Origin of the sequence: Acetobacterium fimetarium (assembly GCF_014284475.1) — a bacterium.
GTDB classification, from domain to species: domain Bacteria; phylum Bacillota; class Clostridia; order Eubacteriales; family Eubacteriaceae; genus Acetobacterium; species Acetobacterium fimetarium.
The window spans coordinates 170,060-194,313 of the sequence record NZ_WJBC01000004.1 but is presented as its reverse complement, the minus strand read 5'-3'; the positions used below and the strand labels follow the sequence as shown (position 1 = coordinate 194,313).

The following is a 24,254-nucleotide window of genomic DNA, read 5'->3' as shown; positions in this document are numbered from 1 at the left end:
AAATTAATTGCGATGCTGAGAACCCAGTATATCACAGTTTATTTGAGAAATGAAGCGAAACAGGAAAAGCAAAAATATGGAAATATACCCAAAGAAATGGTATAATAATTCAAAAAGAATTAAAAGTTGGTAAGATCACATAAAAACATGTTGTTAAGGAAGGAAACAGGAAATTAAATGGGAAAAACGTTAACAGAAAAAATTATTGCAGCACACCTTGTCGTTGGAGAGATGATCAAAGGTGAAGAAATCGGTATTCGTATCGACCAGACTCTAACCCAGGATTCAACCGGAACCATGGCTTATTTACAGTTTGAAGCAATGGAAGTCCCCAGAGTAAAAACGAAAAGATCCCTGGCTTACATCGATCATAATATGCTTCAGGAAGGCCCTGAAAACATGGATGATCACCGTTATATTCAAAGCGTCACCAAAAAACACGGCGTCTATTTCTCCCGACCGGGCAACGGCATCTGTCACCAGGTTGAGATTGAACGCTTCGGCGTGCCCGGCGATACCCTGCTGGGATCAGACAGCCATACGCCGACGGGCGGCGGTATCGGAATGCTGGCCATTGGAGCAGGCGGGCTTGACGTGGCCGTTGCCATGGCAGGCGATCCCTATTATATCACCATGCCAAAAGTGGTAAAGGTTGAACTGACCGGAAAACTCCGATCAGGGGTTTCTTCAAAAGATGTCATCCTGGAAGTGCTGCGTCAATGCACGGTCAAAGGCGGCGTCAACAAAGTGTTTGAATACACCGGCGAAGGCGTCAAAACACTGACCGTTCCGGAACGTGCCACCATCACGAACATGGGAGCAGAGCTGGGCGCAACAACTTCGGTATTTCCATCCGATGAAATGACAAAGGTATTTCTGGAAGCCCAGGGCCGGGTTGAAGATTTCCAGCCGCTGGCCGCCGATGCCGATGCCGTCTATGACGAAGTGGTCAAGGTGGATATGAATACACTGGAACCACTGACTGCCTGTCCGCACAGCCCGGACAAAGTCGTGAAAATTTCGGATATAGAAGGATTAGCAATCGATCAGGTTGCAATCGGAAGCTGCACCAATTCCTCCTGGCTGGATCTGATGAAAGTGGCTGAAATTCTCCGGGGAAAAACCATTGCTGAAAATGTATCCCTGGTCATTGCGCCGGGCTCAAAACAGGTGCTGACGATGCTGGCACAAAACGGCGCCCTGGCAGATCTGCTCAATGCCGGAGCACGCGTGCTGGAATGCGGCTGCGGTCCCTGTATCGGAATGGGCCAGGCGCCTTCAACCGATGCGGTTTCGCTGCGAACCTTCAACCGGAACTTCTTTGGCCGATCCGGAACCCCATCAGCCGACGTTTATTTATTAAGCCCTGAAGCGGCAGCCGTATCCGCGATTGAAGGGGTGTTGACCAACCCGCTCGGAAAGGTGAAGCTTCCGGAAATCACCATGCCGGCAGACTTTTTAATCAACGATACCATGGTCATGGCACCGGCACCGGCGGGAACCGCTGTGGAGGTCATCAAAGGACCGAACATCAAACCCTTCCCGGCGACCAAACCGCTGGAAAACAAAGTGGCAGGCAAGGCGCTGATCGTTGTCGAAGACAACATCACAACGGACCACATCATGCCGTCCAATGCCAAACTGCTGCCCTATCGTTCCAATATTCCCTATCTGTCAAACTACTGTCTGGCACCCTGCGATCCCGAATTTCCAAAGCGGGCACTTGACAACGGCGGCGGATTCATCGTCGGCGGATCAAATTACGGACAGGGCTCCAGTCGTGAACATGCCGCGTTAGCACCAGTTTATCTCGGAATCAAAGGGGTTGCCGTTAAATCCTTTGCCCGGATTCATAAAAACAATCTGATCAACAATGGCATTCTGCCGCTGGTCTTTGAGAATGAAGCAGATTACAATACCATTTCATTGGGCGATGAACTGGTGATTGAAAATGCCCTGGCTGCGGTAAAGGCTGGCAAGGCAAGTCTGGTCAACAAAACAAAAGGTTTGACCTACACCATGCTGCTGGAAGTATCCGATCGGCAAAAAGAAATGCTTTTAGCCGGTGGGCTGATCAACCTCATTAAATCAAAAAAATAATTTAAATTCAAATGTCTAATTGCAAAACTGCTGTGAGCTTTAATGCCAGTTTGCACGAACCAATTTTTACACTGTACGGCGGACAGTTCGATGAACTGTTCGCCTACACGTTACAAAATTGGTTGTGAAACTGACATCAAAGCAACGATTGTTCGATGGTTTTGAATTTCGCAAATTGCCTGGAAGAAAAAAATTCAAGGAGGATGAAGATGGAGTATGAAATCAAGGGAGGGAATCTCCCGGTAGTCACGGTGACACTGAATAACGGGGAATCACTGTTTACTGAATCCGGTGGCATGGCCTGGATGTCTGACAATATTCGCATGGAAACCAATACCAAAGGCGGTCTGATGAAGGGGCTCCGGCGGTCACTGGCCGGCGACTCGCTGTTTATGACGACCTATACGGCCGAACAGGGAAACAGTCAGATTTCGTTCTGTTCCAGCTATCCGGGAGAAATCAAAGCCCTGACCCTGCAGCAGGGACAGTCAATGATCTGTCAGAAACACAGTTTTCTGGCTGGTGAATCCAGCCTGGATGTGGACATGTATTTTAAAAAGAATATCGGGGTGGGCTTCTTCGGCGGTGAAGGCTTCATCCTTCAAAAATTGTCGGGCCCGGGAACTGCCTTTATTGAAATGGATGGTTCAATGGTTGAATACGATCTGGCGCCGGGAGAAGTGCTGAAAATCGATCAGGGCCATATCGGGATGTTTGAAGAATCGGTGAGCTTCGACGTTCAGGCTGTCAAAGGGATGAAAAATATCTTTTTAAGTGGAGAAGGTCTGTTCCTGGCCACCTTGAAGGGACCGGGAAAGGTCTGGCTGCAAACCATGCCGCTGAGCCGACTGGTACAGCTGGTGGCCGCAAGCATACCGTCAAAAGGTTAGAAGCGAGTTTCCTTAAATATCAATAGCATCATAATAAGCGCCCTGTCGATGAGCATTCCATCGGCAGGGCGCTTCATTTGCAGATCAGGGAATAACATTGACGTAATTGTCCGGCAGTTCGTCAAAAAACATGATTCCCAGACAATTGGTGCCGATATGAACGGTCAGGGTTGAACCGGCTTTTTCGGGAAGCAGAAAGTTCTTGATGCCCATTTCTTTTTCAAAGTGCTTTTTCGCTTTTTCCTGGAGATCCGGAGCGGTGCTTTGAATAAAGCCGATAATCTGGTTTCTGTTTTCGCCCATTTTTTCTTCAACAATGGCAAGCAGTCGCTTCAGTGCTTTTTTCTGTCCCCGAACTTTTTCATAGACGAGAATTTCCCCGTCTTTAAAATACAGCAGCGGGACGATCTTTAACATATCGCCGACCATGGCTGCATTGCGGCTGATTCGGCCGCCCTGGGCCAACCATTTGATATCGCCCACCAGAAAGAAGATCTGGGCATGCCGGGCCAGAAAAGTCATGGTTTCAACAATTTCCTCATAGGGTCGTTTGAGCTTGTTGAGCTTGAGCCCCTGATACAGAATCAGGGCGGAACCGGTGGTTGCCGAAAGGGCATCGACAATCGCTACCTTGCGGTCGGGATATTTTTCCGCCAGGTCTTTTGCCAGCAGCGTGGCTGTCTGAAAGGTGCCGGAAAGTTTGGAGGACAGCACCAGATAAATCACATCGTCGCCATTTTTCAGGTGTTTTTCAATGGTATTGGTAATATCCAGGGGTTGAATCTGTGCCGTTTTAGGAAAAAGCTGGATGTTGTTGTTGACAAAATCCACGACCATTTCAGGGGTTATATCAATTCCGTCAAAATATGTTTTATTATCGAGTGTTACGGGAAAGGGTAATATATCAAATTCATAGCGATTTAAAACTTCGCTGTTTGTATCACACATGGAATCTACAATAAATCTTATTGCCATATAGGTGCTCCTTTTCATTTACTAGGGGGTATTTTACCACGAACCTCTTTTTTTTACAAACTTTCGACTGGCGGCTTAAAGCAAAATTAAACCGATGCGCAGGGAAGGTTTGTGATTATCCAAAAAAAATGGTAAACTTATCTTCAGAGTTTAAAACAGAAGAGTTCAATTGAAAAGTAAGAAATGGAGAATTTTGTGGAACAGATAATCAATCAACTAGCGAAAGAGTTTTCAATACGCCCCCAACAGGTCGAAGATACCATCAATCTGATCGATGGGGGAAATACCATCCCCTTTATTGCCCGTTACCGAAAAGAGGTCACCGGCAATCTGAGCGATGCTCTGTTAAGGGATCTGGATGTGCGTTTGACATATTTGAGAAAACTGGAAAAAAGGAAAGAAGAGGTTTGCGCCAGCATCGAAGAACAGGGAAAACTCACACCTGAACTTAAAGCGGCGCTTGCAAAAGGGACAACACTGCAGGAAGTTGAGGATCTTTACCTTCCCTATAAACAGAAGAAAAAAACCCGGGCATCCGTGGCCCGGGAAAAAGGGCTGGAACCACTTGCACTGCTGATTCTGGAGCAGCAGCTGACAGAACCGGAACTAGCCGCAGCGGCAAAACAGTACATCAACGAGGAAAAAGAAGTGAATTCCGTCGAAGCGGCCTTCTTGTATGCCATGGACATCATTGCGGAAATCATATCTGACAACGCAACTTACCGCGGCTTCATCCGTAAACGAACTTTTGAACAGGGCCAGATCCGTTCCACCATCGTCAAGGGTAAAGAGGCAGAAAACCCGGAACTGGAAATGTACTTTGACCACACTGAGGCGATCAGAACGATTAAGGATCACCGGATACTGGCGATCAATCGGGGTGAAAAGAAAAAAGCGCTGTCAGTAAAAATACTGGCACCGGCAGAAGAGATGGAGGAATATCTAAAAAAAGATATCCTCGGAAAGCAGCCATCGGAATATCTGCGCAAGGCGATCGCCGACAGCTACAGCCGTCTGATTGCGCCGGCGATTGAACGCGAAATCAGAACCGCATTGAAAGAGCGGGCGGAAGAAGGCGCCATTAAGATGTTTGCGCTAAATCTTAAAAAACTGCTGCTGCAGCCGCCGTTCAAAGAAAAAGTAACCATGGGATTTGACCCGGCCTTCCGCACCGGCTGCAAGATCGCCATTCTGGACAAGGTCGGAAAAGTGCTGGATTACGCCACCATCTATCCGACTTTCGGAAAAGGTCAGGCGGAAAAGGCGGAAAAGGAATTCCTGGAACTGATCGAAAGGCATCAGGTTGATATCATCGCGATCGGAAACGGAACGGCGTCCCGGGAATCGGAACAGTTTGTGGCCGAATCCATCAAGAAAACCAGCGTGCCGGTTCAGTATATCGTCGTCAATGAGGCCGGTGCGTCCGTTTATTCAGCATCGGAATTGGGAACCGAGGAATATCCCGACATCAACGTTTCCATTCGCGGGGCGATTTCGATCGGCGGCCGGCTACAGGATCCGCTTTCCGAACTTGTGAAGATTGACCCGAAACACATCGGGGTCGGCCAGTATCAGCATGATGTCAATCAGAAAGAAATGGAACGGGTGCTGGAAGCGACGGTGGAAGACGCGGTCAACAATGTCGGGGTTAACGTCAACCGCGCTTCGGTTTCACTGCTGAAGTACGTGGCCGGCGTCAATAAAACCATTGCCAACAATATTCTGGACTATCGCAATACCACCGGTCCCATTAAAAACAGAAAAGAGCTGCGCAAGATAAAGGGACTGGGAGCCAAGGCATTTGAACAGTGTGCTGGTTTTCTGCGAATTGATGACGGCGACAACGTTCTGGACAATACCGGAGTTCATCCGGAGTCGTATAAGAGCGCCGAAAAACTGCTGCAGCTGAAGGGCATAAAAAAAGAACAGCTGGGAACACGAGGTCAGGATCCCTTTAAAGATATGAACTATACCGAATTGGCCGGTCAGCTTGAAATCGGCGTGCCGACATTATACGACATCGTGAAAGAACTGCAGAAACCAGGTCGGGATCCCCGGGAAAACGCACCGAAACCTCATCTGCGGTCGGACGTTTTATCGATGCAGGATTTGGAAGTGGATATGGAACTGGTTGGTACTGTGCGAAACGTCATTGATTTCGGGGCTTTTGTGGACATTGGCGTTCATCAGGATGGGCTGGTTCATATTTCACAGATCACCGATCGCTATATCCGCCATCCTTCTGAAGCGGTTTCTCTGGGAGATGTGGTTACGGTAAAAGTGCTGTCCGTTGACTTGAAGCGAAAACGGATCAGTTTGACGATGATTATTTAAAATAAATATTGACATAATGATAATCTTTTAATAAAATAAAAGACTTATTAATTTTTAGTATGTTATAATAGAACCACGAATCGATGATAGGAGTGGTTAAAATGTATAAAATCGGTGATAAAATTGTTTATCCAATGCACGGAGCAGGTGTTATTGAAGCGATTGAAGAACGTGAGATATTTGAAGAAATAAAACCTTATTACATCATGCAGATTGTATCCGAAGGTTTGCAGATCTTAATACCGGTGGATAAAGTTGATGATATTGGGGTCAGAGATATCGTCACTCAACCCGTGATCGATGAGATGCTTGAGACTTTGAAGCTGCCAATGGATGAGATGGAAAAAAACTGGAACCGGCGCTATCGGGAACATCTTGAAAGACTGAAGACCGGCGATATCTTTGAAGTGGCAAAGGTGGTCAAAAACCTGATCCTGCTGGATCGTCAAAAAGGCCTGTCAACCGGCGAAAAGAAAATGCTGAACAGTGCAAGAAATTTTATTGTCAGTGAAATGGTTTTAATTCAAGACAGAGATAAAGATGAAATTTTAGAATTAATAAATACTTCTGTAAGCAGTGAGGCGTGAATTTCACGCCTTTTGTTATGTTTAATAGTGTAGTTTTAAGAATTGAGTGTTATAATCAAGAGAAACGTTATGAAGGGAGGTGAATATAGTGATACAAAAGATACTCCGAGTTACCTTTTCTCTTATTGGAATGCTGGTCGGAACAGCAGTGGCAAGTGTGATTTTTTCGAATACATGGATTCTGAAGCCCTTTAATTTAAGCTTTAGCCCGGAATCAGAAGTATTCGTTTATGTGGCTTTCATTTTAGTATTTGGACTCATTTTTTTCATTCTATTTCCGTTAATGCTCAAAGGCGTTAAAAAGTTGGCAAAAATCGCTGAGACGAGCATGGAGAATGTCAAACTAATCGATATCGGTTTAGGACTTGGCGGTCTGATCATTGGTCTGGTTATTGCAATGTTGATCAGTTTTGCCTTTGCCCAGATCCCTTTTTTATGGATTGGTACCATTCTCACCATTGTCAGTTACATCGTGCTGGGCTATCTTGGCTTTATTCTGGCAATCAAAAAACGGGAAGATATTTTACTTGCTTTTCAAAGTGTTAAACGCGAAAAAGAAGTAAATGCACCAGCCAGCCAAAAACGCGCGTCCAAAAGAAAAGGCGCGGCGATACCGAAATTGCTGGATACCAGTGTGATCATCGATGGCCGGATATTTGATATCTGCAAAACCGGTTTCATTGAAGGACCGCTGGTTATTCCGGTTTTTGTGCTCAATGAACTTCAGCTGATTTCTGATTCGTCCGATGAGCTCAAACGAAATCGCGGCCGGCGTGGTCTGGATATTTTGAATAAAATCCAGACGGATCTGGAAATAGAAGTCCAGATTACCGAAGAAGATTTTGACGATGTTCACGAAGTTGATTCCAAGCTGGTGAAACTGGGAAAATCCACCAAGGGAAAAATCCTGACGAATGATTACAATCTGAACAAGGTTGCAACGGTTCAGGGAGTTGATGTGCTCAACATCAACGAGTTAGCCAATGCGGTTAAACCGGTCGTTTTACCGGGTGAAGAAATGAAAGTGCTGCTCGTAAAAGGTGGGAAAGAAAATGGCCAGGCCATTGCCTATCTTGATGATGGCACGATGATCGTTGTTGAAAATGGCAAAAAATACATCGGCAACTCTACACCGGTTCTGGTTACCAGCATTTTGCAGACGGCTGCCGGACGCATGATTTTTGCGAAACCGAAAAACAAATAAAAAAACAAATTTGAGTTGCAACGAATCCCGTGATCTTATCGGAAATCCTGCACCAACAGTTTCACAGCTGTTGGTGTTTTTTGGTGATGGCAACGGATCGGAGACAGAAGTTTTTTAAATGTTCGCGGCGACCTTTTTTAGAAAATTATTGTAATTAACAAAAGCATTACGTATAATGAAACAAGTGTGAATTGAGTGAAAGAACAAGGGAGATGGGATGAATTTACCGGAAGCATTTAAAGAAAAAATGAAAAACCTCATGGGCGAGTCGTATCAGGATTTGCTTGATTCCTACGACAAACCGGAAAGTAAAGGAATCAGAACCAATACCTTAAAACTGACTCCGAAAGAGCTGGCCGGCAAACTACCGTTTGAAACCCAGGGCGTCGCTTGGTGTCAGGAAGGGTTTTACATCGATCATGAGGTCAGACCGGGCAAGAATCCCTACTACTATGCGGGTCTTTACTATGTTCAGGAGCCGACTGCCATGGCGGCGGTGGAAGTGCTTGCTCCGGAACCGGGTGACTGGGTGCTGGATCTTTGTGCGGCACCGGGCGGAAAATCCACCCAGATTGGGGCAAAACTCCAGGGTCAGGGGCTTCTGGTAGCAAATGAACTGGTCAATTCACGGGCTGGCATTTTATCCACCAATATTGAACGGATTGGAATAAAAAATGCCATCGTCACCAATGAATTTCCAGAAAGACTGGTCGATTCATTTTATCAGAGTTTTGACAGAATTCTTGTCGATGCACCCTGCTCCGGAGAAGGCATGTTCCGGAAAGATTCCGGAGCGCTTGCGGACTGGAGCCTCGAACGCGTTTCCCGCTGTGTCGGGAAACAGGAAAAGATACTGGAAAGCGCCCATCGGCTTTTGAAGCCGGGCGGCGTGCTGGTTTATTCAACCTGTACCTTTTCGCCGGAAGAAGACGAACAGATCATCGAAGCGTTTATTCACAAGTATGATTATGAACTGGAATCCATCGAGCTACCGGGGATCGATGATCACGGCCGGGTGGAATGGACGCTGAATTATGAACAGGCGATCGAAAAAACCCTGCGAATTATGCCGATGAATGTCAGGGGCGAAGGTCACTTCATTGCCAAATTGAAAAAAACAGCAGCCGGTTCAGAACAGAAAGAGATCAAACAGGGATATTCAAAATCGCGGCTTAAAAAAGCCTCCCGAACGGAGCTGCTGGATTACCGTGATTTTGCCAAAAACGCTCTGGAGAAATCATTTTATCAGGGATTTGAAGAACGGCTCTATCTTCTGGGCGAACATCTTTATGCAATCCCCGCGGGGATTGCCCTCGAAACCATTGCGAACCTGAAGCTGCTGCGGACCGGGTTGCACCTGGGGACCTTTAAAAAGAACCGCTTTGAGCCTAGTTACGCCTTGGGAATGGCACTGAAGTTGTCGGAAGCGAAAAATGTCTGCGATTTGAAGGACGAGGCTCAGGCTTACCAGTATTTAAAAGGGGAAGCGCTGAATATCAGGGCCGAAAAAGGATGGATACTGGTCGGATATGATGGACATCCCCTTGGTTTTGGAAAAGCCAGTGAGGGAATGATTAAAAATCACTATCCCAAAGGTCTTAGAATTCGCAAGAAGTAGGAGAAATTGGGATGCAGGAAAAACAGGAAATGATTCACAGGCGGGCCGTGATCTCGGAAAAAGCCGTGATCGGGAAAAATACGAAAATTGGGGCTGGTGCAATAATCGGCGAAGCGGCTGTGATTGGCGAAAGCTGCAGCATTGGCACCGGTGTTATTATAGAACCGGGCAGTGTGGTTGAAAAAGACTGCCTTCTGGAACCCGGCGTGATTATCGGAAAAGCAGTAACAGTGGGAAAAAACACAAAAATTGGAATGGGGGCGCGCATCAAAGATAATGTGACCATTGCCCCGGATTCGGTTATTAAAATTGGCGAAATTGTATTAAAGGATATGGTTTATAAAATGGTTTTTAAACGCGGCGACTGGATTTATCGTGAGGACAGTTTAAACCGTGAGAATGATAAAGAATAGAGGAGAAAAGAGATGAATCAAAAAGATTTTAATTGTTTAAAGGAAGCAATCAACGAGAAAAAACCAATTTTGGTGTCAGGCTGCTTATTGGGGATGAAGATTAACTATAAAGAAGAGGATAGCCTTGTTGGAGAATTGCGGGATATGCTGCTGTACGGACAAGCCATCCCGGTTTGTCCCGAGGTACTGGCAGGAATGACAACACCGAGAGATCCGGCTGAAATAGTGATGGCCAACGGAGAACGAAAAGTGTATAATGATAAAAAAATTGACGTGACCGAACTCTATCAGTTGGGTGCAGAACGAGCCCTTGCTGCCGCGCGGACATCAGGTGCAAAAATTGCTATCATGAAAAGCAAAAGCCCTTCTTGCGGCTGTGGCAAAATCTACGACGGTACGTTCAGCGAAAGTCTGATCGATGGTGACGGGATTACGGCGGCTTATTTAAAAGAGCATGGCATTCGGGTGATTACAGAAGAAGATTTTCTGGAATGCATAAAATAGAATTCTGATAGAGTTTGACAGAGAAAAGTGAGGTTAATGAAATGGAAAATAAATTGAATATCGGCGTAGTTTTTGGAGGACAATCAGGAGAGCATGAGGTCTCCCGTGTTTCCGCCTATAATGTTCTGGGTGCGATTGACCGGAATAAATATGATATTGTCACCATCGGGATAACCAAAAACGGCAAATGGTATTTATACTCCGGAGCTTATGAAAAAATAAAAGATGGCTCATGGGAACAGGATGTCGATCATCTGGTCGGAGATTTCTCCATTTTTTCACATCCGGAAATCGCAAAAGTCGATATTTTCTTTCCGGTGCTTCATGGACCAATGGGGGAAGACGGAACCATTCAAGGGGTTTTTGAGATGTTGAATAAACCCTATGTTGGTTGCGGTGTTTTGAGTTCAGCAGTGGGGATGGATAAGGTTTTTTCAAAAATAATGTTTGAAAGCGTGGGGATTCCAACCGGAAAATACGTGTATTTCCGGAAAAAGGACTGGAAAAAAGATGCCGAAGGAAAGTTGAAAGAAGCAGAAGACGCTTTGGGCTATCCGATTTTTGTTAAACCGGCGAACATGGGATCAAGTGTTGGTATCACTAAAGCCCATGACCGGAACGAATTGCTGTCTGCTATTGAAGAAGCCTTCCATTACGATAACAAACTGATCCTTGAAGCTTTTGTAAAAGGCCGCGAAATTGAATGTGCAGTGCTGGATCAGGACGGCGTAACGCGGGCATCGATTCCGGGAGAAGTCATACCTTCAAAGGAATTCTATGATTATGAAGCAAAATATTCAGACACGGAAGATTCAAAAGTTGAGATCCCGGCAAATATCTCAGAGGCACTCCGGGAAAAAGTAAGAGAATACGCCGTCAAGGCATTTGATGCAATTGAAGGTTCCGGCCTTTCACGGGTTGATTTTTTCGTTACCGCAGATGATCGCATCCTGATCAATGAAGTCAATACCCTGCCCGGCTTTACCAATATCAGTATGTATCCCAAAATGTGGGAAGCGACTGGAATTGGGTATACAGAACTTGTCGACCGGATTATTGCAACCGCGGATCGCAAGCGTGTTACCGTAACCAAATAAAAGCTTAAGAAGATAATTTTTCTTGATAAAAAAACCAATCAATGGTTTAATGGTTTGAGAAATTATACCTCCAGGAGGGAATCAATGACTGAGCAAAGAAAAAAAGTATGGTTATCCATTTCGGGAACGATAAAGGATGAAGAAGATAAAGAAACTCTGGAATTTTTGACCGAAGGAGACTTATATAAAGATAATAATCGATCATGCGTCACTTATGCGGAATCGGAAGTTTCAGGAATGGAAGGGACGACGACGACGGTATGTGTCGACGATCAGAAAGTATCGGTCATTCGATTGGGAACCACCAATTCCATTATGGAGTTCGAAAGCGGAAAACGCAACCTGACGTGGTATTCCACACCTTATGGGGATGTGACCATGGGAATTTTCACCAAGGACGTATTTGTCAATTATAACGAGGATCAGGAACCGATCAAGGTATCCGTCGATTACGACATTGAAATTGAGGGCGTCACTAATTCCCAGAATGTTTTAAACATTAAAATCACCCAGTAATACCAGGGACAGGAAAGCCATGAAAAGGAGAAGTGCCAAGGGTGCTTCTCCTTTAACGTTAAAATGAAAGAATAGGTGTTTGCAAAACGATTGTGAGCTTCGCTGCCGGTTTGCGCGAACCAATTTGTACACTGTACGGCGGACAGTCTTAGGACTGTTCGCCTACACGTTACCAAATTGGTTGCGGAAACCGACATCAAAGCAACTTCTGTTTGTGTTATAAAAGTTTCACAAATACCTAAACATAAAAGAAAAGTGAGAGGAAACAGAATGTATATACGCGATAAGATAAGTGAGCAGATAAAAGAGATAACCGCGAAAGCGCTGGATAAAGCCGTCGCTTCGGGAGCCTTTGCCGTCGAAACGATGCCGGATCTTTTCCTGGAAATTCCAAGAGAAAAAGAGCACGGAGAGTATTCAACCAATATTGCGATGCAGTTGCCAAAACAAACAAAAAAACCGCCACGCTTTATTGCTGAAACATTAGTCGCTAACATCGAAACCGAGGGTTCCTGCATCGACTCGGTGGAAATAGCGGGACCGGGCTTTATCAATTTCAAGCTGAAGAAATCATGGCATTATCCGGTGCTGGAAGAGATCGCCGCGATGAAAAAAGATTACGGACGCAGCCAAAAGCACGCGGGCAAAACCTTCAACCTGGAATTCATCTCAGCCAACCCGACTGGCCCTATGCATATGGGAAATGCCCGGGGCGGGGCGATTGGCGATATTCTGGCGTCCATCGCCGACTGGACCGGATACGAGGTTACCAGAGAATTCTATATCAATGATGCCGGCAACCAGATCGTCAAATTCGGCGATTCTCTGGATGCCCGCTACAGGCAACTGCTGGGCGAGGATGTTCCATTCCCGGAAGACGGTTATCAGGGCGAGGACATCACCGAGCATATGAAAAATTTTATTGCCGAGCATGGCGACGTCCATCAAGCGATGGAGTCCGCCGAACGCAAAGAGCTGCTCATCGATTACGCGTTGAACAAGAACCTTGATCAGATAAAAAGCGATCTGGCAGCTTACGGCATTCATTACGATGTCTGGTTTTCAGAACAAAGCCTCTACGACAGCGGTGCCATTGAAGATACGATTGTGCGCTTGAAAAAAGGCGGCTACACCTACGAGAAAGACGGCGCGTTGTGGTTCAAGTCAACCGAATTCGGGTCAGAAAAGGACGACGTGCTGGTTCGTGCCAATGGAATACCGACTTATTTCATGGGCGATATCGCGTATCACGCGAATAAATATATCACCAGGGGTTTTGACCGCTGCATCAATGTCTGGGGCGCGGATCACCATGGGCATGTTGCCCGGCTGGCGGGAGCGCTGACAGCGCTCGGAATTGACGCGGCAGACAATTTCGATGTCGTGATCATGCAGCTGGTCAGACTGCTGCGAAACGGGGAAGTGACCCGGATGTCAAAACGGAAGGGCAAAGCCATCGCCCTGACGGATTTGATCGATGAAGTTGGCGTGGATGCCACCCGCTTCTTTTTTAATCTTAGGTCGCCGGACAGCCATTTCGATTTCGATCTGGATCTGGCCATGGAACAATCCAGCGATAACCCGGTGTTCTATGTGCAATATGCCCATGCCCGGATCTGCAGCATCATCAGACAGATGACCGAAGAACTGGATGCCGCAGCGCCGCTTGAATTAACGCGCCTGACTGAAAAAGAAGAATTCAATCTGATCGAAGTCCTTTCTTTATTCCCGGATGAAATCCTGGCTGCCGAAGACCGACTGGATCCAAGCAAAATTACGCGTTATACGATTGATCTGGCTTCCGCTTTTCATAGCTTTTACAACGCCTGTCATGTGCGGGTTGAAGATAAAGTGTTGATGAAGGCAAGAGTTGCCCTGATTGAAGCGACGCAGCAGGTGATCGAGAATGCATTGGGAATTCTAGGCATCTCGGCTCCGGAAAGAATGTAAAATGATAGCAGAGACAGGAATTTTCGATCGGACGGAGAAACTTATCGGCAAGTCCGGACTGGAAAAACTCAGGAATGCGCGGGTCATTCTGTTTGGCGTTGGCGGTGTGGGATCGTTTGTGGCGGAAGGGTTAATCAGAAGCGGTTTGGGATTTCTGACAATCGTCGACAAGGACATCATCGATCCGACCAATCTGAATCGCCAGATTATGGCAAATGTGAAAACAATCGGAAAGAAAAAAGTGGAGGTCATGGCGCGTCGGCTGATCGCCATCAATCCGCTTTGTATTGTTCACCCCATGCATGAATGCTATACACCGGAAAATTCAGATAAGTTTCATCTGGAAGATTATGACTATGTGGTGGATGCCGTGGATATGGTGACGGCAAAAATCGATTTGGCAGTGAAATGTCAGGACAACAAAGTGCCGCTGATCAGTTGTATGGGAACCGGAAACAAGCTGGACCCGAGTCTTTTTGGGATTACCGATATTTATGAAACATCCGTCTGTCCGCTGGCAAAAGTCATGCGCAAAGAACTAAGAAACCGGGGCATCAAGTCGCTGAAGGTGCTTTATTCAAGAGAAGAGCCGATCATCAGGGAAACACCGCCGGGGAGCATCGCCTTTGTGCCGTCGGTTGCCGGACTGCTGATTGCCGGAGAAGTTGTCCGGGATCTTCTGAAAGCGGAAGATTAAACTAAAGTAGTACCAAATTGGTCGGTACGGAATTTGTCACAAACCGCAAGAAACACGCAAGCGTGTTTCTTGCTTTTTTTTATGATAGAATCCGGTTAAAAGAGGTATGAATAAACAACAAGCCGGGGTTCGGAAAAGCGAATCATGTAAACCTGTGCAGGCTGAAACAATTTGAAAAGCCCTGTACAAACGACAGAAAATATGATTAAATTTAATTGATAAAATGTTTGGAAGGAATAAGATGATACGAATAGGTACAGGCTATGATGTCCATCGTCTGGTTGAAAACCGGGCACTCATTTTAGGCGGAGTAAAAATCGAACATCCTCGCGGTCTCCTGGGACATTCAGACGCGGATGTTCTGGTTCATGCCATCATGGATGCACTCCTGGGCGCTCTGGCCCTCGGAGATATCGGAAAGCATTTTCCGGACAGCGACGAAGCCTACAAAGGCTGTGACAGTCTGGTGCTTCTGAAAAAAGTCGGAGAACTGGTAAACGAGAAGGGATATCGGATCAACAACATTGATTCAACCATCATTGCTCAGGCACCGAAACTGCGACCCTATATGGAAATGATGGCCGAAAATATCGGCAGAACGCTGGATTTATCCAGGGATCGTGTCAGTGTCAAAGCGACAACCGAAGAAGGCCTTGGCTTCACTGGAAGTCAGGAGGGAATTGCTGCCAACGCAGTGGTGAGTCTTGTGAAAGGAGAAATAATAAAATGATTGGTATTATTGCAGCCATGGACAGCGAAATGAGGGATATCAAAGCGGCGATGGAGGATTGCATTAAAATCACCCATGCCGGGATGACCTTTTTCAAAGGAAAACTCAACCAGAAAGAAGTTGTGACGGTGAAGAGCGGCATCGGAAAAGTCAATGCCGCCATGTGTGCTCAGATTCTGATCGACATCTTTAAGGTGAAAGCCATTATTCATGTGGGGGTAGCCGGAGCCGTCCATCCCGATCTTGAGATTGGCGATATTGTGATTTCTGAAGACAGCTGCCAGTACGACATGGATGCCAGAGCGTTTGGACATCCGCTGGGAGAAATTCCGAATATGGATATCACCTTTTTCAAAGCGGATCAGACGCTGATCAAACTGGCGGAAGAAGCAGCACAAAGAATCAAGGCGCCATACCGTATCGGTCGGATTGCGACTGCCGATTTAGGTGTGGACTCCCGCGAAATCAAAGAGAAAGTTCTGGCAGAATTCAATGGTCTTTGTGTGGAAATGGAAGGGGCGGCCGTCGGACAGGTTGCCGTCTTGAATCAGGTGCCGTATCTGATTATTCGTTCAATATCGGATAAGGCAGATGACAACCTTGCCGACGATTATAAAAACAATCTGGAAGCTTCCATTAAAAATGGCGTGTCCATTGTTTTGAGCATGGCTCAGGGAGCCGAATAGAAAGATGGATGAATTGGCACTTCGACCGACATGGGCAGAAATTAATTTGGATGCACTGACACATAATTATGAAGAAGTCAGAAAAATCGTAGGACCGGATGTTAAAATCCTTGGGGTTGTAAAAGCGGATGCGTATGGACACGGGAGTCTGGAATGTGCCCAGGCCCTAGTTGACGCCGGCGCGGATATGCTGGCGGTCGCCTTTATGGATGAAGCCATCGTTTTGCGTCAGGGGGGGATTACCTGTGAGATTTTACTTTTGGGTTTTACCCCCAAAGAGCTGATCCCGGACCTGATCCGGTGGGCAGTGATCCCTGGTGTCTATCAGATGGATTTTGCGACCGCAATATCAGAGTATTGCGAAGAACTGGGCATCAAACATCCGATTCACGTCAAAGTCGATACGGGAATGGGCCGAATCGGGCTTGGCTTTAGTGAAGCGCCAGCCGTCATTGAAACGATGAGCAAGCTCAAGGGGATTGAACTTCAGGGACTCTACAGTCATTTTTCAACAGCGGATGAAGAAGACAAGACCTATACCATGGAACAGGTTCGGCGTTTCGCGGACATCATTGCAAAGCTGGCGGAAAAAAACATCAAAATTCCCATCAAACACATCGCCAACAGCGCCGCGATTTTTGATCTGGAAGGGCTTCATTTTGATATGGTACGCCCGGGGATCATCCTTTACGGGTTGTATCCGTCAGACGAAGTGGATCGATCGAAAATTGATTTGAAGCCGGTGATGACGCTGAAATCAACCATCGTCTATCTGAAAACCATTCACCCCGGCGATTCGGTGAGTTACGGTAACCGTTTTGTGGCCAGCCGGGACTGTCTGATTGGAACTCTGCCGATCGGTTATGCGGACGGATTTACCCGGATGCTCAGCGGACTGGCAAAAGTCTGGATCAAAGGGAAACTCGTCCAGGTGGTGGGGAACATCTGCATGGATCAGTGCATGGTGGATGTCTCCGAGCTTGACGACATCCGTCTTTATGACGAAGCCGAAATATTCGGCGAGAATATCTCGGCCGACACGCTGGCGGCGGCGATTGGCACCATCAATTATGAAATAACCTGTATGGTGAACAAACGCGTGCCCCGGGTTTACCTGGCAGACGGCGTCGTCAAGAACATCCGGCGGGATATATTGGATCAGCAGCACACGGTTGAAAGTGATATGAATTAAATTAAAAACGAGGAGAAACAGATGGCATTTTTAGAAGAAACCGCGAGGGGAATTCGTAAAGATATAGTGAAAATGATTGGTAAAGCGAGTTCGGGACATCCGGGCGGATCGTTATCGGCGGTAGAAATTGTAACCCTGCTTTATTTTGAGCAGATGAATGTGGACGAAAAAAATCCCCAGGCGCAAGACCGTGACCGTTTTGTATTATCGAAAGGTCATGCGGCTCCATTGCTCTATGCAACCCTGGCAGCAAAAGGCTTTTTCCCGAAAGAAGAGCTGGAGAATCTCAGACAGCTGGGTTCGATCCTGCAGGGACATCCGGATATGAACAAAGTTCCGGGCGTTGATATGTCAACCGGCTCATTGGGCCAGGGTATTTCGGTCGCAACCGGCATGGCACTCGGCGGGAAAATGGACAAGAAAAATTATAAAGTTTTTGCGCTGCTCGGCGACGGCGAAATCCAGGAAGGCATTGTCTGGGAAGCCGCCATGGCCGCCAGTCATTATAAACTCAACAATCTGATTGCTTTTGTGGACAACAACAATCTTCAGATTGACGGCGCCGTCTGTGATGTCATGTCTCCTTATCCGATTGACGAAAAATTTGCCGCTTTTGGCTGGAACGTCATCGTGGTTAAGAATGGCCACGATTTTGACGAGCTGCGAAAAGCGATTGAAACGGCAAAAAAATCGGCAGACAAACCGACGGTGATCATTTGCACGACCGTAAAAGGAAAAGGTGTATCTTTTATGGAAAACAATGCCGGATGGCATGGAAAAGGACCAAATGCTGAGCAAGTTAAACAGGCATTGGCAGAATTGGAGGCATAAAATGGCAGAAATGAAATCAACACGACAAGCCTACGGCGAATACCTGGTTGAGCTGAGCAAAAAAATGGAAAACCTGGTGGTTCTGGATGCGGACTTATCCGGCGCAACCAAGACAAATATTTTCGCCGCGGAATGCTCCGACCGTCATTTTAACGCCGGGATTGCAGAAACAAATCTGATGGGAATGGCAGCCGGGCTGGCAACAGTCGGGAAAATTCCTTTTGCCAGTACTTTTGCCATTTTTGGCGCTGGACGCGCCTATGAAGTGGTCCGTAACAGCATCTGTTATCCGAAGCTCAATGTGAAAATCGCCTTGACCCACTCCGGCATCTCGGTCGGCGAGGACGGCGGTTCGCACCAGTCCGTGGAAGACATCACACTGATGCGCGTGATTCCGAATATGACGGTTTTATGCCCGGCTGATGCCGTAGAAACCGTAAAAATGATGGATGCCGCCATTGCAATTGACGGACCGGTTTATATTCGTCTGGGCCGCAGTGATGTGCCGGTAATCTTCGATGAAGATTACGAATTTAAAGTCGGCAAAGCAAGCTTGCTTAAAGCTGGAAGTGATGTCACCATCATCGCCGTCGGACTGATGGTCGGACCGGCGCTGGAAGCGGCCGACCTGCTCAAAGCAGAGGGCATCTCTGCCCAGGTGATCAACATGGGTTCGATCAAGCCGATCGATGCGGCTGCCATTGAAGCGGCTGCCGTTAAAACCGGAGCGATAGTAACGGTGGAAGAACACAGCATTATCGGCGGTCTCGGGGGAGCGGTTGCCGAAGTGCTCTGCGAAACGGCGCCGGTTCCAATGGAACGCGTCGGCATCAAAGATCTCTTTGGACAATCCGGAAAAGTGGCGCCGCTGATGGAAAAATACGGCCTGACCGCAAAGGATGTTGTCGCTGCTGCTAAAAAAGCTATTTCCAGAAAAAGCTAGGCTGGCCAGTCAATAACCCGTACCGACCAATTGTCGGGACTACTACCGCTATTTGTCTATAGTCGGAATGCCAGTTAAAACTTTATTCACATAAAAAGCAGGGTCTTCGTGACTCTGCTTTTTATTATACAGCAATTGGCCGGCAGAGGATTTGGTGAAAAGCGGAGAAAAATTTTGCTTTTTTCACTGATTTGGCTTGATTTATAAGGATTATATGGTATATTCAATTCATTCTGAATAAGAAACAGGTAAAATCGATGCGAGGCATTGACAGAAAGGAAACAGAGATGAGATTAACCGAAGAACTATTAAAACAGGGAGTGAACGAAAAGCTTCTTGACGATGTAAAATATTTCCGACAATTCTATAAACTGGAAGAAAAACTTCAGGACCGGGTACCAACAACGGAAACCGTGTTTTACGGCAAAGATATCTGGGCGATGTGCATTACGGCTATTTTGGAGGGCGAGAACATCCTGCTGTCCGGACCGAAAGCGACCGGGAAAAATGTGCTGGCGGATAATATCTGCGAATTGTTCAACCGGCCGCAGTGGAACACGTCATTTCATGTCAACACCGACAGTACGAGTTTAATCGGAACCGATACCTTTATCGACAACGAGGTCAAGCTCAGAAGAGGCTCGGTTTACGAGTGCGCCATCAACGGCGGATTCGGCGTTTTCGATGAAATCAATATGGCCAAGAATGATGCCCTGGTTGTGCTTCATTCGGCACTGGATTACCGCAAGGTCATCGATGTGCCGGGCTATGAAAAAATCAGACTCCATGAGGCGACCCGTTTTATCGGAACCATGAACTATGAATATGCCGGAACAAAAGAGCTCAACGAAGCCCTGGTTTCCCGCTTTATGACCATCGACATTCCCCAGATTGAAGAAGAGACCCTGATGATCATCCTCAGGGAATACTTCCCGGATGCCAATGAAGAAATCCTGCCGCAGTTTGCCGGCATTTTTCTGGATCTTCAGGAGAAATCCAAGAATTCCGAGATTTCGACCAAATCAGTCGATCTGCGGGGCATCATCGGCAGTCTCAAAACCATCCGACGGGGACTTAAACCGATGCTGGCGGTGGACATGGGCGTGGTCGGAAAAACCTTTGATCAGTACGAAAAAGAACTGGTCCTGGACGTCATCAAGACGCGAATCCGGGAAAGTTGGGAAGCCGCGGATGTTTTTGGCAATCTCTAAATCTCCGAATGCACGGGAAGGGAGGCGATCGGCTTGAAGGACGCCAAATGGATTTATGAAGATTATGAATTTGACAATCGGATTACCAATCTGATGTGGACGATCTCGGGCGACTATGACGAAAACATGGACCGCGGCGAAAAGAGCTTCATTTCGGAAAATGTCGCCTTGTATCATGCGGTGACCGCCGGCGGCCGGCGGAAATTCATCGACTGGACAAAAGTCAAGAAATACGTGATCAGCCGTTATCGGGCCGGATTCGACAAGGACATTGTCCTGGGGCTGATCTCGATGGGCAGCGATGTGGTCGTTGAAGAAAAAATTATCGCCGAGCGGCCGGGCGTCTATGATATCCGGAAAAAGGCCTATGACGATATCTTCGCGAATTACTACAAGCTTCACACCAACAACCTGATGGAGAAGGTGGAGCATGCGATCATTCTCGAAAAGATGGGCACAAGCGTGATGCTGGATGCGGACACCAGCCGACTCAAAAAAGCGCTGCTGGCACTGCAGCACCGGGAAGATACCGTTGATTTTCTCAAAGGCATCGAAGCCATCTATATGGATTACTTCCCGCTTTTTGTGGAAGCAGACGAGGATGAGAAAAAAGACTTAAGAGATAAGCAGAACCGCCTGCGGGGTGATTTCAGCGACTTCATGCTGGAGGAACTGTACGATGACGATCCCGAGGAATCCGAAATCGAAGCTTCGGTTGAAGAACTGGCCGATGCCCTCCTTGGCGAATCCCAGGGGGACATGTCAAATGGCAGCGATGGTCAGTCTGGCACCCAGATTCTCAGAGTCCAGGAGGAAGACCTGGAAAAAATTTATGAAAAAGTGGCTTATTACTACGGCAGTTCATTTTTGCCGATCAGTGAGGTCAAAAAGCTGCAGAACCGGGTCTGTCAGGGCGAGCATGGCAATTGCCGGATCCATATGACCGACGGCGTCATCCGGAGCGATTCAAGAAACGAGTTTCAGCAGAAATACGTCAAGCGCCAGCAGACGAAAAATGTCGAAGTCTTCCGGGCGAATTTCAAGATCTGCAAGCGGAATGTCAATAAGCTGAAGGAAAGCATGTCCCGCACGCTGGTGCAGGAGGAAATCATGGATGCCATTCCGTCAGACGCCGGTCTGCTGGTGGCCAACAAACTCTGGCGGATCAACCGCAGCAGCAACCACAAGGTTTTTGTGAAGAACATCGACAACAACAAGGGCAGCTTTGTGGTGGATATCCTGATGGATTCTTCCGGGTCTCAGCGCCGCAACCAGTCTAAGGTGGCCATTCAGTCTTATATTATCGCCCAGGCACTGACACTGGTGGGGATTCCCAACCGGGTGCTGGGATTTTCCAGTTTTCTCGATTACACCGTCATCAAGCGTTTTAGGGATTACGAATCGCCGCTATCGGCCAATGACAATATTTTCGAATATTTCTGTTCCGGCAACAACCGGGACGGTCTGGCCATCAAGGCCACCTGCGAGGATTTGCTCAAGCGCCGGGAGGATAATAAAATTCTGATCGTACTCAGTGACGGGCGCCCCAACGACATCAAGGTCGGCAAGGGCCAGGTGGATGATGTCAGGGAAGCCTATCGGGGACGCGTCGCCATCGCCGATACGGCCCGCGAGGTGCGCCTGGCCAGACAGCTGGGCATCATGGTGCTCGGCGTTTTCACCGGGAAAGAACAGGATCTGATGGCCGAAAAACTGATCTATGGCAAGGATTTTGCCTACATCAAGGACATCAACCGCTTCGCAGATCTAGTCATCAAATATCTGAAACAGATTATTGCCAATTAAAAACAACCGCCAGACTCGGCCGCTTAAGGCTGCCGGAACTGGCGGTTTTTGATTACAAAAACGCTGAAATAGATATACCTAAAAAGAGCTGCTATAATGTATAATAATTATTATGTTATATGATAGAATATTAAAATTATCAGATTCAGGATTGTTGTTAAACAGTTCGATTTAACGATAAAGGGGGTAGCAATGAATCATGACTGATCGAAAAAATGAAGAAAACTATCAGGAAATTGAAGAAACAATCAATCCGGAACAAAAGGAAAAATACTGGAAAACGGGTTTTGGGTTAAATAAAATCGATTTACTTGATCCGTCAGAATATTTGACTGAAACATTATTACCGGTTCATTTCGCCGGGAGACTGTCTTATCTGGAGGTTGAGCAGGCGCTGGTCAATCACTATAAAACACTGCCGAAAGACGATCAGAATCAGCGAGAACGTGAATGTGATTTTGTTTCAACCCGCATCGCCAGCTTACTCGATAACTCCGGTTTTGTTTTTAGTCCGGCTTCCCTCAAAGGCATTCATCGATATCTTTTTAAAGATATTTTACCGGAAAAGTGGGTTGGTAAATTCAGGGAGAAAAACATTTACAAAATGGAACCGGTTCTCAACGGGGAAACGGTGACTTATGCCAATTATTTCATGATTGAAGATACGCTGGGTTATGATTTTGACACTGAACGCAAGAAAAAATATGCGGGTATGGAAATTCATGAGACGATAAAAAGCATGGCAGCCTTCACATCTTCCATCTGGCAGGTTCATCCTTTCAGGGAGGGAAACACCAGAACTGTAGCCGTGTTCATGGTTCAGTACCTGAATGACCTGGGCTTCACCGTTAACAACGCTCCTTTTGAAAAGCATGCCAGTTATTTCAGAAATGCGCTGGTTCGGGCAAATTATACCAATCTGGCAAAAAAAATCGACAGCACAGATAGCTATCTGATCAAATTCTATGAAAACTTATTGCTTCATGCCGATCACATCCTGTTGGACCAGGAAGAATTTCTGGCAAAAGAGGGATAAACAAAAGGGTGTTTTTTTACGCGGATTTCTGAAACAACCGCCAGTTCAGCAGTTTTAAAATCTAGCCAGAACCGCCGACCACTTCTTGTGTTAAATGGATGCATTTACACGGGAATAATGATATGATTATTTAAAAGAGCGTAAGGATAAAGTCAGACTTGGGCGTTTGGTCGCCTCAGTCAGGCGGATTGGAGAAAATGTGAACTGGGATTGTTTGATCGTTGATGATGAGGTCGAGCTGGCAAAAGCGACCTGTGAATACTTTGAAATGTTCGGAGTAACGGCGGCGTATGTCACGGATTATAATGACTGCATGGGCTTTGTTAAGACGAATGGGGTCAAACTGATTTTGCTGGATATCAATCTGGGCAATGACAGCGGATTTGAATTGTGCCGGGAACTCCGCACAAAAACCGATGTGCCGATTCTCTTTATCAGCGCCCGGCAGAGTGATGACGATGTGCTGATTGCCTTGAACATCGGCGGCGATGATTACATCAAGAAGCCCTATTCGCTCAGTGTGCTGCTGGCTAAGGTGAAGGTGATCATCAAACGGTATGATGCGCTGGTTTTAAAAGCTGAGACCAGTGCTGATGGGGTTTCTCAAGGCAAAGACGATAACTGCTGCAAAAACCTGAGAATTGATGGTGACGCCATGAAGGTTTACGTCGATGAAAAAGATGCTGGTTTTAAAACAAAAGAATTCAAGCTGTTTCAATACCTATATGAAAATAAGAACCGGGTGATTTCCAAAGACGAGTTATTTGCTAATATCTGGGGCGATGCCTTTTTCAGCGATGGGACTCTGAATGTGCATATCCGGAAAATCCGAGAAAAAATAGAAGAGAATCCCAACAAACCCAAATACATTAAAACGATCTGGGGAACCGGGTATATGTTCGAGACCTTAGAAGACTAAAATGGATCGGTTGAA

The 24,254-nt window shown here is 46.7% G+C and carries 22 protein-coding genes; 21 read left to right on the top strand and 1 reads right to left on the bottom strand.

The annotated features are described in order from the left end of the window. Positions 1-177 precede the first annotated feature (177 nt). Together GH808_RS04635 and GH808_RS04630 are read left to right on the top strand one after the other, a co-directional pair. Positions 178-2,100 (top strand): aconitate hydratase, encoded by a 1,923-nt coding sequence (locus tag GH808_RS04635; protein ID WP_186841618.1) that lies wholly within the window; start codon positions 178-180, stop codon positions 2,098-2,100. 209 nt (positions 2,101-2,309) lie between these two features. Continuing rightward, entirely contained in the window at positions 2,310-2,990 is a 681-nt protein-coding gene (locus GH808_RS04630) for a TIGR00266 family protein (protein ID WP_186841617.1), read from the top strand. A gap of 84 nt (positions 2,991-3,074) precedes the next feature. Here the strand turns inward: GH808_RS04630 and GH808_RS04625 are convergent, their stop codons facing one another. Further along, a complete protein-coding gene (locus GH808_RS04625) occupies positions 3,075-3,965 on the bottom strand; it encodes a DegV family protein (RefSeq protein ID WP_186841616.1) in 891 nt (296 codons plus the stop codon). Between the two features lie 195 nt (positions 3,966-4,160). On the opposite strand from GH808_RS04625, the gene GH808_RS04620 reads away from it, so the two are divergent. From GH808_RS04620 to GH808_RS04530, 19 genes are all read left to right on the top strand, one after another. Then, a complete protein-coding gene (locus GH808_RS04620; RefSeq protein WP_186841615.1) occupies positions 4,161-6,299 on the top strand; it encodes a Tex family protein in 2,139 nt (712 codons plus the stop codon). 101 nt (positions 6,300-6,400) lie between these two features. Beyond that, positions 6,401-6,886, top strand: a complete 486-nt coding sequence (locus tag GH808_RS04615; protein WP_186841614.1) for a CarD family transcriptional regulator — start codon at positions 6,401-6,403, stop codon at positions 6,884-6,886. Positions 6,887-6,974: 88 nt separating this feature from the next. Then, entirely contained in the window at positions 6,975-8,090 is a 1,116-nt protein-coding gene (locus tag GH808_RS04610) for a PIN/TRAM domain-containing protein (RefSeq protein WP_186841613.1), read from the top strand. 217 nt (positions 8,091-8,307) lie between these two features. After that, positions 8,308-9,708 carry an RsmF rRNA methyltransferase first C-terminal domain-containing protein gene (locus GH808_RS04605; protein WP_186841612.1) on the top strand — a complete coding sequence of 467 codons (1,401 nt, stop codon included), beginning with the start codon at positions 8,308-8,310 and terminating at the stop codon, positions 9,706-9,708. Positions 9,709-9,719: 11 nt separating this feature from the next. Next, positions 9,720-10,121, top strand: a complete 402-nt coding sequence (locus GH808_RS04600) for an LbetaH domain-containing protein (protein ID WP_186841611.1) — start codon at positions 9,720-9,722, stop codon at positions 10,119-10,121. Positions 10,122-10,133: 12 nt separating this feature from the next. Then, the gene (locus GH808_RS04595) at positions 10,134-10,625 is read left to right on the top strand and encodes a 2-thiouracil desulfurase family protein (protein ID WP_186841610.1); all 492 of its coding nucleotides are present in this window, start codon (positions 10,134-10,136) and stop codon (positions 10,623-10,625) included. 41 nt (positions 10,626-10,666) lie between these two features. After that, on the top strand, positions 10,667-11,722 hold the full coding sequence (locus GH808_RS04590; protein WP_186841609.1) for a D-alanine--D-alanine ligase family protein: 1,056 nt from the start codon (positions 10,667-10,669) through the stop codon (positions 11,720-11,722). A gap of 84 nt (positions 11,723-11,806) precedes the next feature. Continuing rightward, complete coding sequence (locus GH808_RS04585) at positions 11,807-12,238, top strand: YwiB family protein (RefSeq protein WP_186841608.1); 432 nt, start codon at positions 11,807-11,809, stop codon at positions 12,236-12,238. A gap of 270 nt (positions 12,239-12,508) precedes the next feature. Beyond that, a complete protein-coding gene (argS, locus tag GH808_RS04580) occupies positions 12,509-14,188 on the top strand; it encodes an arginine--tRNA ligase (RefSeq protein ID WP_186841607.1) in 1,680 nt (559 codons plus the stop codon). 1 nt (position 14,189) lies between these two features. Beyond that, a complete protein-coding gene (locus tag GH808_RS04575; RefSeq protein ID WP_186841606.1) occupies positions 14,190-14,885 on the top strand; it encodes a tRNA threonylcarbamoyladenosine dehydratase in 696 nt (231 codons plus the stop codon). Positions 14,886-15,129: 244 nt separating this feature from the next. Beyond that, positions 15,130-15,615: a 2-C-methyl-D-erythritol 2,4-cyclodiphosphate synthase gene (gene ispF / locus GH808_RS04570; RefSeq protein WP_311135750.1), complete on the top strand. Its 486-nt coding sequence runs from the start codon at positions 15,130-15,132 to the stop codon at positions 15,613-15,615. Further along, positions 15,612-16,301, top strand: coding sequence for a 5'-methylthioadenosine/adenosylhomocysteine nucleosidase (locus tag GH808_RS04565; protein ID WP_186841604.1), 690 nt, complete (start codon positions 15,612-15,614; stop codon positions 16,299-16,301). The genes ispF and GH808_RS04565 overlap by 4 nt, the downstream gene beginning before the upstream one ends. Before the next feature lie 4 nt (positions 16,302-16,305). After that, a complete protein-coding gene (alr, locus tag GH808_RS04560; RefSeq protein ID WP_186841603.1) occupies positions 16,306-17,493 on the top strand; it encodes an alanine racemase in 1,188 nt (395 codons plus the stop codon). A gap of 21 nt (positions 17,494-17,514) precedes the next feature. Next, positions 17,515-18,324: a transketolase gene (locus tag GH808_RS04555; protein ID WP_186841602.1), complete on the top strand. Its 810-nt coding sequence runs from the start codon at positions 17,515-17,517 to the stop codon at positions 18,322-18,324. Position 18,325: 1 nt separating this feature from the next. After that, positions 18,326-19,267, top strand: coding sequence for a transketolase family protein (locus GH808_RS04550; protein ID WP_186841601.1), 942 nt, complete (start codon positions 18,326-18,328; stop codon positions 19,265-19,267). 287 nt (positions 19,268-19,554) lie between these two features. Continuing rightward, positions 19,555-20,478, top strand: coding sequence for an AAA family ATPase (locus tag GH808_RS04545; protein ID WP_186841600.1), 924 nt, complete (start codon positions 19,555-19,557; stop codon positions 20,476-20,478). A 33-nt stretch (positions 20,479-20,511) separates the two neighbouring features. After that, the gene (locus GH808_RS04540) at positions 20,512-22,284 is read left to right on the top strand and encodes a cobaltochelatase CobT-related protein (RefSeq protein WP_186841599.1); all 1,773 of its coding nucleotides are present in this window, start codon (positions 20,512-20,514) and stop codon (positions 22,282-22,284) included. Positions 22,285-22,483: 199 nt separating this feature from the next. Continuing rightward, a complete protein-coding gene (locus GH808_RS04535; RefSeq protein WP_186841598.1) occupies positions 22,484-23,320 on the top strand; it encodes a Fic family protein in 837 nt (278 codons plus the stop codon). Positions 23,321-23,519: 199 nt separating this feature from the next. Further along, positions 23,520-24,239, top strand: a complete 720-nt coding sequence (locus GH808_RS04530; protein WP_186841597.1) for a response regulator transcription factor — start codon at positions 23,520-23,522, stop codon at positions 24,237-24,239. Positions 24,240-24,254: the final 15 nt, after the last annotated feature.